Origin of the sequence: Aeromonas sp. s6, from assembly GCF_040907815.1 — a bacterium.
Taxonomy (GTDB): Bacteria; Pseudomonadota; Gammaproteobacteria; order Enterobacterales; family Aeromonadaceae; genus Aeromonas; species Aeromonas caviae.
Map to the genome: position 1 here is coordinate 208,011 of NZ_JBFOCN010000122.1, position 12,111 is coordinate 220,121.

Annotated in this window: 11 protein-coding genes and 2 pseudogenes; 12 read left to right on the forward strand and 1 reads right to left on the reverse strand. The window is 63.5% G+C overall.

The window, feature by feature from the left end; translation table 11 throughout:
* Nucleotides 1-57 precede the first annotated feature (57 nt).
* Complete coding sequence (locus tag AB5Y50_RS20075) at nucleotides 58-546, reverse strand: zinc ribbon-containing protein (RefSeq protein WP_041215952.1); 489 nt, start codon at nucleotides 544-546, stop codon at nucleotides 58-60.
* Between the two features lie 251 nt (nucleotides 547-797).
* Here AB5Y50_RS20075 and leuS point away from each other — a divergent pair, with 251 nt between their 5' ends.
* The 12 genes and pseudogenes from leuS to AB5Y50_RS20135 all read left to right on the forward strand — a co-directional run bounded on the left by leuS (nucleotide 798) and on the right by AB5Y50_RS20135 (nucleotide 11,972).
* On the forward strand, nucleotides 798-3,374 hold the full coding sequence (leuS, locus tag AB5Y50_RS20080; protein ID WP_128314042.1) for a leucine--tRNA ligase: 2,577 nt from the start codon (nucleotides 798-800) through the stop codon (nucleotides 3,372-3,374).
* A gap of 112 nt (nucleotides 3,375-3,486) precedes the next feature.
* Nucleotides 3,487-3,969, forward strand: coding sequence for an LPS assembly lipoprotein LptE (gene lptE, locus AB5Y50_RS20085; RefSeq protein ID WP_010673765.1), 483 nt, complete (start codon nucleotides 3,487-3,489; stop codon nucleotides 3,967-3,969).
* A 27-nt stretch (nucleotides 3,970-3,996) separates the two neighbouring features.
* Nucleotides 3,997-4,104, forward strand: a pseudogene (locus AB5Y50_RS20090) (DNA polymerase III subunit delta); the annotation flags it as partial.
* 35 nt (nucleotides 4,105-4,139) lie between these two features.
* Nucleotides 4,140-4,247 (forward strand): annotated as a pseudogene (locus tag AB5Y50_RS20095) (DNA polymerase III subunit delta); the annotation flags it as partial.
* Nucleotides 4,248-4,282: 35 nt separating this feature from the next.
* Entirely contained in the window at nucleotides 4,283-5,317 is a 1,035-nt protein-coding gene (gene holA, locus AB5Y50_RS20100; RefSeq protein ID WP_039041105.1) for a DNA polymerase III subunit delta, read from the forward strand.
* Nucleotides 5,311-5,964, forward strand: coding sequence for a nicotinate-nucleotide adenylyltransferase (nadD, locus tag AB5Y50_RS20105; protein WP_180911430.1), 654 nt, complete (start codon nucleotides 5,311-5,313; stop codon nucleotides 5,962-5,964). Before holA ends, nadD begins: the two co-directional genes overlap by 7 nt.
* A gap of 212 nt (nucleotides 5,965-6,176) precedes the next feature.
* On the forward strand, nucleotides 6,177-6,518 hold the full coding sequence (rsfS, locus tag AB5Y50_RS20110; protein WP_010673762.1) for a ribosome silencing factor: 342 nt from the start codon (nucleotides 6,177-6,179) through the stop codon (nucleotides 6,516-6,518).
* 21 nt (nucleotides 6,519-6,539) lie between these two features.
* Nucleotides 6,540-7,007 (forward strand): 23S rRNA (pseudouridine(1915)-N(3))-methyltransferase RlmH, encoded by a 468-nt coding sequence (rlmH, locus tag AB5Y50_RS20115; RefSeq protein WP_005298242.1) that lies wholly within the window; start codon nucleotides 6,540-6,542, stop codon nucleotides 7,005-7,007.
* 64 nt (nucleotides 7,008-7,071) lie between these two features.
* A complete protein-coding gene (mrdA, locus tag AB5Y50_RS20120) occupies nucleotides 7,072-8,985 on the forward strand; it encodes a penicillin-binding protein 2 (protein WP_010673761.1) in 1,914 nt (637 codons plus the stop codon).
* Nucleotides 8,982-10,085: a rod shape-determining protein RodA gene (gene rodA, locus AB5Y50_RS20125; protein ID WP_010673760.1), complete on the forward strand. Its 1,104-nt coding sequence runs from the start codon at nucleotides 8,982-8,984 to the stop codon at nucleotides 10,083-10,085. Before mrdA ends, rodA begins: the two co-directional genes overlap by 4 nt.
* Nucleotides 10,085-11,083 (forward strand): lytic murein transglycosylase B, encoded by a 999-nt coding sequence (gene mltB, locus AB5Y50_RS20130; RefSeq protein WP_180911429.1) that lies wholly within the window; start codon nucleotides 10,085-10,087, stop codon nucleotides 11,081-11,083. Before rodA ends, mltB begins: the two co-directional genes overlap by 1 nt.
* On the forward strand, nucleotides 11,025-11,972 hold the full coding sequence (locus AB5Y50_RS20135) for a septal ring lytic transglycosylase RlpA family protein (RefSeq protein WP_264818457.1): 948 nt from the start codon (nucleotides 11,025-11,027) through the stop codon (nucleotides 11,970-11,972). The genes mltB and AB5Y50_RS20135 overlap by 59 nt, the downstream gene beginning before the upstream one ends.
* Nucleotides 11,973-12,111: the final 139 nt, after the last annotated feature.

The following is a 12,111-nucleotide window of genomic DNA, read 5'->3' on the forward strand; positions in this document are numbered from 1 at the left end:
GCGCCCTTGGGCGCCTCTTTTTATGGTTTGGCTTATGGCTTGGCACAGTCTGGTAGCTCAAGGAGACAGCGGCTCGCGATGATACTCATCGGCCCCGCACTCGGGGCAGGTGCCAAGCTGCTCTGGATGCAGCACGGTATGGCGCCACTCGCAGTGATCGCACACCAGCACCCCGAGTCCCACCCAGTCCCCCGCCCGGTAGACCCCCTTGTGTTCCAGCTCGTCCGCCAACTCCTGCCACTCCACCTGGGTGCGGTCGGTCACGTCCGCCAGCCAGGACCAGGCGGTGTCCTTGAGCGCCAGCATGAAGGCAGACTCCTCCACCTGCTCATCCTTGCGCCCTTCGTCATAGTTGCCCAGATCCCGCTTCACATACTCGGCGATCAGCGCCAGCTCGTCCTGGGTCAGATCCCCAGCCGCCTCCAGATAGGCCTGCACCTTGGCGATCATCCGGTTGAGGCGCTCTCCCTGAAACGCTTCCGTCTCCTCCCACTGCTTCTTGAGCTGGGCGATAAAGGCTTCATACCCTTGTCGACGTTTGTCCATGGCCATCACTCCTCTGCTGAATCCCGATCGAGCCAGACCCTGACCTCGGGCTCGGCGGACACGGGCGGCGGTTGCCATTCTCACTTCATTGCGACTCTCGCGGCTCTTGCGGCTCTGCAAATCCTCGCGGGTACCGGACCTGGCCCGAGACCGGGCGGATGCTGGCGGTTGTTGCCGCCGCAGGATATGGGTATTCTATCGGGATTTCCCAGCCGTTTTATCTATTCATTTCACAGATCCGGATGTCACCAATGCAAGAGCAATACGTTCCCCAATCCATAGAACCAGCAGTGCAGAAGCACTGGGATGCCAAGAAAACCTTCAAGGCGGTGGAGAAAGTAGACAAGGAAAAGTTCTACTGCCTCTCCATGTTCCCCTATCCGTCTGGTCGTCTACACATGGGGCACGTTCGCAACTACACCATAGGTGATGTGATCTCCCGTTATCAACGGCTCAATGGCAAGAACGTGCTGCAACCCATCGGTTGGGACGCCTTCGGCCTGCCGGCAGAAAACGCCGCCATCAAGAACAACACGGCGCCGGCCCCCTGGACCTACGAAAACATCGAATACATGAAGAACCAGCTGAAGATGCTGGGTCTGGGCTATGACTGGGATCGGGAGCTGGCCACCTGCAAGCCGGACTACTACCGCTGGGAGCAGTGGTTCTTCACCAAGCTCTACGAAAAGGGCCTGGTCTACAAGAAGACCTCCTCCGTCAACTGGTGCCCGAACGACATGACGGTGCTGGCCAACGAGCAGGTTGTTGACAACTGCTGCTGGCGCTGTGATACACCGGTGGAGCAGAAAGAGATCCCCCAGTGGTTCATCAAGATCACCGACTACGCCGAAGAGCTGCTGAACGATATCGACAATCTGGAAGGCTGGCCGGAAATGGTCAAGACCATGCAGCGCAACTGGATTGGCCGCTCCGAAGGGGTCAACATCAGCTTCAATATCGACGGTCAGGCCGAGCACCTCGAGGTCTACACCACCCGTCCGGACACCTTCATGGGTGTGACCTATGTGGGCATCGCCGCCGGTCACCCGCTGGCGCTGCAAGCAGCCCAGAACAATCCGGAGCTGGCCGCCTTCATCGAAGAGTGCAAGAACACCAAGGTAGCCGAGGCTGAACTGGCCACCATGGAGAAGAAGGGCATGGCCACCGGCCTCTACGCCATTCACCCGCTGGATGGCCGCAAGGTGCCGGTCTGGGTCGCCAACTTCGTGCTGATGAACTACGGCACCGGCGCCGTGATGGCGGTACCGGGTCACGACCTGCGTGACCACGAATTCGCCACCAAGTACGGCCTCGAGATCAAGCCTGTCATCAAGCCGGTTGATGGTGACGTCGACGTGAGCGAAGCGGCTTATACCGAGAAGGGCGTGCTGTTCAACTCCGGCGAGTTCGACGGCCTCGACTTCCAGGGTGCCTTCGATGCCATCGCCAACAAGCTGGAAGGGCTCGGCAAGGGCAAGCGCACCGTCAACTACCGTCTGCGCGACTGGGGTGTCTCCCGTCAGCGCTACTGGGGCGCTCCCATCCCCATGCTGACCCTGGCGGACGGTACCGTGGTGCCGACCCCGGAAGATCAACTGCCGGTACTGCTGCCGGAAGACGTGGTGATGGACGGCATCCAGAGCCCCATCAAGGCCGACCCCGAGTGGGCCAAGACCACCTACAACGGCCAGGAAGCATTCCGCGAGACCGATACCTTCGACACCTTCATGGAGTCCTCCTGGTACTACGCCCGCTACTGCTCCCCGGACTACGACAAGGGCATGCTGGATCCGGCGGCTGCCAACCACTGGCTGCCGGTGGATCAGTACATCGGCGGCATCGAGCACGCCTGTATGCACCTGCTCTACGCCCGCTTCTTCCACAAGCTGCTGCGCGATGCGGGCCTGGTGAACAGCGACGAGCCGTTCAAGCGCCTGCTCTGCCAGGGCATGGTGCTGGCCGACGCCTTCTACTACAAGGATGAGAAGGGCGGCAACGTCTGGGTCAGCCCCCTCGACGTCAAGGTGGAGCGTGACGACAAGGGCCGCATCACCAAGGCGGTCGACCTTGAGGGTCGTGAAGTGATCCACTCCGGCATGACCAAGATGTCCAAGTCCAAGAACAACGGCATCGACCCGCAGCTGATGGTGGAGCGTTACGGCGCCGATACCGTCCGTCTGTTCATGATGTTCGCCTCCCCGGCCGAGATGACCCTGGAGTGGTCCGACTCCGGCGTAGAGGGTGCCCAGCGCTTCCTGCGTCGCCTGTGGCGCATCACCTTCGAGCACGTATCCGGTGGCGCCGTTGCCGCACTGGACGTCGCCGCCCTCACCAGCGACCAGAAAGCCGTGCGCCGCGAGCTGCACAAGACCATCGCCAAGGTGAGCGACGACGTGGGTCGCCGTCAGACCTTCAACACCGCCATCGCCGCCATCATGGAGCTGATGAACAACCTGGCCAAACTGGGCAGCGACGCTCAGGATCGCGCCCTGATGCAGGAAGCGCTGGAAGCGGTCGTGGTCATGCTTTACCCCATCACCCCGCACATCGGCTTCGAGCTGTGGAAAATGCTGGGCAAGGAAGGGGACATCGATGTCGCGGCCTGGCCGGTGGCTGACGAAGCGGCCATGGTCGAGACCGAGAAGTTGGTGGTGGTGCAGATCAACGGCAAGATGCGCGGCAAGCTGACCGTGCCGGCCGAGATAAGCCAGGCCGACGTCGAGAAGCTGGCCATGGCCGATGCGTCCGTACAGAAGTTCACCGACGGTCTGACCGTGCGCAAAGTCGTGTACGTGCCGGGCAAACTGCTCAACATCGTGGCCAACTGATGACGCCTCCCCTGGCGGCGGCCGACGGTCCGGGCCAGGGGCTGACGACACACGGATGATGACGGCGGGCCCTGCGCCCGCCGCTCTTCCCTTCATGCAAAGAGGATTTTTTATGGGCACCATCTTCACGCGCTGGATGGCCATCGTGCTGGCAGGACTGTTGCTGCAGGCCTGCGGTTTTCAGATGCGGGGCACCGCCATTCCCCCCGAACTGATGACCATGAAAGTGGTCGGTGACAACAAGAGCGACTTCTACCGACTGGTCACCACCCGCCTCAAGGCCGCTGGCGTGCAGCTCGCCGACAAGGAGGGCATCCCGGTGCTGACCCTGGCCGGGGTACGTAGCCGCAGCCAGGTCGCCTCCGTCGACTCCATCGGCCAGGACCGCGAATACCTGCTGAGTTACAGCACCCAGTTCACCGTGGTCATGCCGGGAAAACCGACCCAGGTCTTCCCCATCACCTTCAACCGCAGCTTCCTGAACAAGCCGGATGCGGCACTCGCCTCCTCCCGCGAGCAGGAGCAGCTGGGCAAGGAGATGCAGGAGCAGGCCGCCAACCTGGTTATTCGCCAGCTCAGTCAGGTCAAGTTCTGATGCGCGTATCTTGATGAGAGGGTGTTGATGAGAGTCTATCCCGAGCAGTTTGCGGATCATCTCAAGGCAGGGCTCAAGCCCTGCTATCTCATTTTTGGGGACGATTTCCTGTTCAAGAATGAGCAAGCCATCGACCGTGAATCCTTCCCCCTCAACCAGGCCAGGTTCTGATGCGGATTTACCCTGAACAACTCGCGGACCATCTCAAGGCAGGGCTCAAGTCCTGCTATCTCATTTTTGGGGACGATCCCCTGTTCAAGAATGAGCAAGCCATCGACCGTGAATCCTTCCCCCTCAACCAGGCCAGGTTCTGATGCGGATTTACCCTGAACAACTCGCGGACCATCTCAAGGCTGGGCTCAAGCCCTGCTATCTCATTTTCGGGGACGAGCCCCTGCTCAAGCTGGAAGCCGTCGACGCCGTGCGTCAGGTGGCACGCAAACAGGGCTTCGATGAACGCCACAGCTTCGTGGTGGAACAGGGGCTGGACTGGAACCAGGTCTACGATGCCTGCCAGGCCATGAGCCTGTTCTCGGCCCGCCAGATCATCGAGCTGGAGCTGCCCGCCAAGATCGACAAGGATCTCGCCGCCCGCATCAGCGACATTGGCAAGCAGCTCCACCCCGACCTGCTGCTGGTGCTCTCGGGCCCCCGCCTCAACCAGACCCAGATGAAGGCGGCCTGGTTCGACAAGCTGAGCCAGAGCGGCACCTATGTGCCGGTCAACCACCCCGAGCCCCGCTTCTTCCCGCGCTGGATGAGCGCCCGTTTTCAGCGCTTCGGCCTCAAGGCACTGCCGGATGCGGTCAACTTCATGTGCCACGCCTACGAGGGCAACCTGCTGGCCGCGAGCCAGGAGATCGAGAAGCTGACCCTGCTCTCCCCGCCCCAGCCCATCAGCGTCGCCTATCTGCAGGAGACCATCATCCGCCACGCCCACTTCACCCCCTTCCAGCTCGTCGATACCCTGCTGGAAGGAAAGGTGAACCGGGCCCAGCGCATCCTGCTGGCCCTGCGCGCCGAGGGCACCGAACCCGGCATGCTGGCCTGGACCCTGTGCCGCGAACTGGAGCAGCTCACCGAGCTGGCGCTGGCCGCCCGCGCCGGACAGCCCCTGGTGGAGCATTTCAGCCGCCTGCGCATCTGGCAGAGTCGCCAGCAACTCATCCAGCAGGCGCTGACCCGGCTTCCCTTCCCCAAGATCCGGCAGCTCTGGCAACTGATGGCTCAGCTGGACCATGCCCAGCGCCATTTCGACACCGAGCAGGCCTGGCTGATGCTGCAAACCATCGCCCTCGGCTTTCGTGACGGTACCCCGCTCCCCCTGCTGGAGACGGAATCATGCTGACAGCGCCCATCGGGATCCTCGGCGGCACCTTCGATCCCATTCACATCGGCCACCTGAGGCCCGCCATCGAGGCCCGGGACGCCCTGGGTCTGGCCGAGGTGCGCCTGCTCCCGAACCATATCCCGCCCCACCGGGCCAATCCGCTCTGCTCCAGCGAGCAGCGGCTCGCCATGGTCCGGCTCGCTGCGGCGGACAACCCGGGATTCGTGGTGGATGAGCGGGAGCTGAAACGCGACACTCCCTCCTGGACCATCGACACCCTTGTCGAGTTGAGGAGCGAGCGGCCGGACACCCCGCTCTGCTTTTTGATGGGGATGGATTCCCTGCTCGGCCTGCCAGGCTGGCACCGCTGGCAGGAGTTGCTCGATTACGCCCATCTGGTGGTGAGCTGCCGCCCAGGCTGGCAACCGGATTATCCCGTCCAGGTTGCCGAGCTGCTGGCCCGCCACCAGACCCGGGATATTCGGGCTCTCCATCGCCAGCGCCACGGTCATGTCTGGCTTTGTGACAACCTGCCCGTCGAGCTGTCGGCCACACGCCTGCGTGCCCTGCTCGCGGCAGGCCAGGATCCCAAATACCTGCTGCCCAACCCGGTCGCCGACTATATCCGGCGCCACGGGCTCTACCGCTCATCGGCAACGCAGTAAACGGCGCCACGCAGGCGGGTCAGCCGACACGTCCGGGCGCACCGGGCCCGGCCCTGACTATTGCCAGGCCGGGTTGCACACTATAGTGATCGTCAAGGGGCCCCTCCCCCACGGGACGGCTCCCCGGGCGATGCTCCCTTTGCCAGGCTGGGAAACGGGAGTGACCATGATATAATCCGCCGCCCTCTGGCGCCGGAAGATAGGAGAAGACATTGCAAGGCCAAGAATTGCTCGCCTTTATCGTCGACAAGATCGATGACATGAAAGGCCGCGACATCATCACCCTCGATGTGCGCGGCAAATCCAGCATCACGGACACCATGATCATCTGCTCCGGCAACTCCAATCGTCACGTCAGTGCCATCGCCCACAACCTCGCCAGCGAGGCCCGTCATGCGGGACTCGACCTGCTGAGCGTGGAAGGGGAACTCACCGGTGAGTGGGTGCTGGTGGACATGGGGTCGGTCATCGTCCACGTGATGCAGGATGAGTACCGCGACTTCTACCAGCTGGAAAAACTCTGGAGCGGCGCCGCCCAGGTCAATTCGCAATAAAGGGCGACAGCGTAACCAAAGATGAAGATCCAGTTGATTGCCGTGGGCACCAAGATGCCTGCCTGGGTAGAGCATGGCTTCGAAGAGTACCGTCGCCGCTTCCCCAAAGACATGCCGTTCGAACTGGTCGAGATCGGCGCAGGTAAGCGCGGCAAGAATGCCGACATTCCCCGCATCCTGCAAAAGGAAGGGGAAGCCATGCTGGCCGCCGCCGGCCGCTCCCGCATCGTGACCCTGGACATTCCGGGCAAGCCCTGGACCACGGAGCAGCTCGCCGTGCAACTGGAAGCCTGGAAGCTGGATGGCCGGGACGTGGCGCTGCTGGTGGGTGGCCCGGAGGGGCTCTCCCCCGAGTGCAAGGCTGCTGCCGAGCAGAGCTGGTCGCTCTCGCCCCTGACCCTGCCCCATCCCCTGGTGCGGGTGCTGGTGGCCGAGAGCCTCTACCGCGCCTGGAGCATCACCACCAATCACCCTTATCACAGAGAGTGACCCATGCCGACCCTGAGCATGCATTTCTCCTCTCTCACCCGCACGTCAGCCACAAGGTAACGGCATGCTGAAGAATCGCATTGAAATGCGCGATCACAGTGCCGAGGGACGTCTGTTCTTCCGGCGCACCCTGGTCGCCTACATCGGCATGGTCACCCTCATGCTGGTGCTGCTGGCTAACCTCTACTACCTGCAAGTAGAGTCTTACGAAACCTATCAGACCCGATCCAACGACAACCGCATCCGTGTGGTGCCGGTGGCGCCGCCCCGTGGTCTCATCTACGACGCCAACGGTGTCCTGCTGGCGGAAAACCGCCCTGTCTACAGCCTGGAGATCGTGCCCGAAGAGACCGAGAACCTGGAGAAGACCGCGGACGACCTCATCACCCTGCTGGCCCTGCCGGAGGGGACCAAGGAGAAGTTCCTGGCCGAGGTCAAGCGTCAGCGCCGCTTCAAGCCCGTGCCCCTGTTCGAGAAGCTGACCGAATACCAGGTCGCCCTCTTCTCGGTCAACCAGCACAACTACCCGGGGGCCAGCATCGAGGCCTACCTCAAGCGCTACTACCCGTTCGGCGATACCCTGACCCATGCCCTGGGCTACGTGGCCAAGATCAACACCCGTGACGTGGAGCGCCTCGAGAAGGAGGAGAAGCTCGCCAACTATGCCGCCACCAAGGACATCGGCAAACAGGGGGTGGAGAAGTACTACGAGGATCAGCTGCACGGCGTGGCGGGTTATCAGGAGGTCGAGGTGAACAACCGCGGCCGGGTGGTGCGCACCCTGAAATTCCAGCCCCCCGAGCCCGGCAAGGACATCTACCTCAACATCGACATCCGCCTGCAGTTGAAGGCCCAGGAGCTGCTGGCCGGCCGCCGGGGCGCCATCGTGATGATGGAACCCAACACCGGCGCCATCCTGGCCATGGAGTCGAGCCCGAGCTACGACCCCAACCTGTTCGTGACCGGCATCTCCAGCGCCAACTACTCGGCGCTGCTCAACGATCCCGCCCGGCCGCTGGTCAACCGCACCACCCAGGGCATCTATGCCCCCGCCTCCACCGTCAAGCCCATGATGGCGGTGATGGGGCTCAATGAGGGGGCGATCACCCCCAATTACCGCTACTTCGGCGGGCCCAGCTTCTCCATCCCGGGCACCACCAAGAAGTTCCGGGACTGGCGCCGCTGGGGCCACGGCTGGCTCGACGTCTATCGCGCCATCGAAGTGTCTGCGGACACTTATTTCTACGATCTCGCCTACCGGGTCGGCATCGACAAGATCAACAGCTACATGACCAAGTTCGGCTTCGGCCAGTACAGCGGCGTGGACCTCTATGAAGAGACCCGGGGCGTCATGCCCTCCCGGGACTGGAAGATGGCCCGCTGGCGTCAACCCTGGTACCAGGGGGACACCATCTCCATCGGCATCGGCCAGGGCTACTGGAGCGCCACCCCGATCCAGCTCGCCAAGGCAATCAGCATCCTGACCCAGAACGGTCACGATGTGACGCCGCACCTCCTCAAGAGCACCGCCTCCTCCGATGGCGTGGTCAACGCCCCCATCAACCCGAACGTGGCCATCGCCGCCAAGAGCGATACCTACTGGCAGGTGGCCAAGGACGGCATGTGGCGCGTCATCAACGGCCACGAAGGGACGGGGCGCCGCGCCTTCGCCAATACCCCCTACAAGGCGGCGGGCAAGTCCGGCACCGCCCAGGTGGTGGGCCTCAAGGAGAACCAGGTCTACAACGCGGCCACCACCAAGGTGGAGCACCGCGACAACGCCCTGTTCGTCGCCTTCGCCCCCTTCGAGGCACCCAAGGCAGTGGTCGCCCTGGTGCTGGAGAACGCCGGGGGCGGCAGCGCCATGGCGGCACCGGTTGCCCGCCACATGCTGGATGCCTATCTGCTGCCGCCGGAACCCCAGTTGCCACCGGCACCGGAAAAGCCGTCCCAACCGAGCGAGGTCGTTTCCCAATGAGTAATTCTGCCCGCCAGCAGAGCATCTGGTACAAGCTGCACATCGACCTGCCGCTGCTGCTCGGCCTGCTGACCCTGATGGCCCTCTCCATGGTGGTGCTCTACTCCGCCTCGGGCCAGGATCTCGACTCCATCGTGCGCCAGCTGGTGCGCGGCGCCCTGGCCTTCGGTCTGATGATCGGCATGGCCCAGCTGCCGCCCTCCCTCTATGCCCGCTGGTCGGTGCCCCTGTTTGCGGTGGTGGTGCTGCTGCTCATCGCGGTGGACGTGTTCGGCCATATCGGCAAGGGGGCCCAGCGCTGGCTCGATCTCGGCTTCATGAAGTTCCAGCCCTCCGAGGTGATGAAACTCTCCATGCCCATCATGGTGGCCGCCTGGCTCAGCCGGCACTCCCTGCCGCCGAAGTTCAGCCATGTGATGATCGCCCTGGTGATGGTGCTGCTGCCCACCCTGCTGATCGCGGCCCAACCCGATCTCGGCACCTCCATCCTGGTGGCCGCTTCCGGCTTCTTCGTCATCTTCCTGGCGGGGATCAGCTGGTGGCTCATCGGGCTCGCGGTCTTGCTCATCTGCGCCTTCATGCCGGTACTCTGGTTCTTCCTGATGCACGACTACCAGCGCCAGCGGGTGCTGATGCTGCTGGACCCGGAGAAGGACCCGCTCGGTCGCGGCTATCACATCATCCAGTCCAAGATTGCGATCGGCTCCGGCGGCGTGTTCGGCAAGGGGTGGCTGCAAGGCACCCAGTCCCAGCTCGAATTCCTGCCAGAGCGCCACACCGACTTCATCTTCGCCGTATTCAGCGAGGAGTTCGGTCTGGTGGGAGTGGCCCTCTTGCTGGTCATCTACCTCTACATCATCAGCCGCTGCCTGTTTATCTCCATGCAGGCCCAGAACAGCTTCGAACGCCTGCTGGGGGGCGCCCTGACCCTGACCTTCTTCGTCTATGTATTCGTCAACATGGGCATGGTAAGCGGCATCCTGCCGGTGGTAGGGGTTCCCCTGCCACTGGTGAGCTACGGCGGCACCTCCATGGTGACCCTGATGGCGGGCTTCGGCGTTCTGATGTCCATCCAGACCCACAGGCGGCTGCTCGCCTGATGCGGCTCGGCTGGCTGGCTCTATCTCTGTGCACCCTGACGGCGGGTGCTGCCGTCTCGCCGACCCGGCTCAGCCTGCTGGCCGAGCAGCAGCAGGTGCCGCTGGCAGAGTTGCAGGCCGCCGCCGCCCAGGCCAGCCTGCGCCAGGAGGTGCTGGACACCATCCGCCGCCCCTGGGAAGCCAAGCCCTGGCACCGCTACAGGCCGCTGTTCGTCACCCCGGAGCGCATCCGGGACGGAGTGGGATTCTGGCAGCGCCATGCCGCCACCCTGGCACGGGCCGAGCAGACCTACCAGGTCCCCGCCTCCCTCATCGTCGCCATCATCGGCATCGAGACCTTTTACGGTCGACAGATGGGCCGCCATCCGGTGCTCGACAGCCTTTACACCCTGGGATTCCACTACCCAGAACGGGCGGATTTCTTCGCCAAGGAGTTTGCCCAGCTGGTGCTGCTTGCCCGGGAAGAGAAGTGGCCGCTCACCAATCTCAAGGGCTCCTATGCCGGCGCCATGGGCATGGGCCAGTTCATGCCCTCCAGCTACCGCCACTACGCGGTCGACTTCGACGGAGACGGCAAGCGGGATCTCTTCGCCAACCCGGCAGATGCCATCGGCAGCGTGGCCAACTACTTCGCCCTGCACCACTGGCGCTGGGGCGAGCCGGTGGTGGAGCCCGCCTTGATCGGATTGGCGCCAGTAGGTACCCTGCTTGCACCCGAGCCCGAGCTAAGACACCGCTGGGCAGAGCTGGCCGCTGCGGGCATTGAAGTCGCCACACCGCCGTCACCCGAGACGCCGGTAAAACTGCTGGCGATGGAGCAGGCCGAAGGACCGGAATACTGGGTCGCGCGCCACAATTTTTACGTGATCACCCGCTACAATCGCAGCCCTCTCTATGCGATGGCGGTGCATCAACTCAGTCAAGCAATCCAGGACGCTTATGCATTACAGCCACAAACTTCTTCCCCTCAGCCTGACCTTGTTGCTGGCCGCCTGTAGCAGCCAACCCGAACCCCAGCCGCTGCCGCCAGAGCCCGTCCCCCAGGAGAAGCCCCAGGTCATCGAGATCCCCCAAGCGACCGGCGCCATTCCCCGCCCCGAACCCATGAGCGAGAGCGGCAACCGGGACTACTGGATCGGCAAGCAGAAGTTTGAGGTGTGGCGCGACATCAAGCACTACAGCGAGGAAGGCACTGCCAGCTGGCTCTCCCGGGATCTGGACGGCAACAAGACTGCCAACGGCGACGTGCAGGACAGCACCCTGTTCAGCGCCGCCCACCGCAACCTGCCCCTGCCAAGCTACGTGCGGGTCACCAATCTGGACAACGGTCTGGAGACCATAGTTCGCGTCAATGATCGCGGCCCCTTCGGCAGCGATCGCCTCATCGATCTCTCCCACGCCGCCGCCGCGCAGCTGGAGATGGTGGAAGGGGGTGAGGCCCGGGTGCGCCTCGAACTCATCACCGATCAGCCGGATCAGATGGTGGAGATGGTCCCCATGACCCCGATGACGCCCATGGAGCCTGCGGCGCCAGCCGTCAATTCCTTCGTCAACGAGGCGCCAGCCCCCACGGCACCGGCACCGGCCAAGGCCGCGCCTGCTCCTGCTCCTGCTCCTGCTCCTGCCGCCACGGCGACCACCACCGTCTCCCCTCCCAAGGCCGGTGCGACCCAGGGCAAGATGATCCAGGTGCTTGCCAGCGGCTCGCAGGCGCGGGCTGAGGCCATGGGCAAGGTGATGACCCAGCGCTATGCCGTGCCGTACCAGGTGGTGGCGCACGGCGCCGTCTTCCGCGTCCTGCTCGGGCCCGTGGCCAGCGACAAGCAGGCCCCCCTGCTCGAGCAGATCCGCCAGGGTGGGTTGGAGCAGGCCTTCATCGTGCCCTGATGCCCGCCCCGACCTCGCGCCGGGATACGACGCGAGGTCGGGGGCCATCCCATAAAATCCCGTCCAGGTCGCATCTCGGACTATGACCGACACGCACATCTGGTATAGTGGGGCCCGCTTTTTTTCAACTTGGGTACAT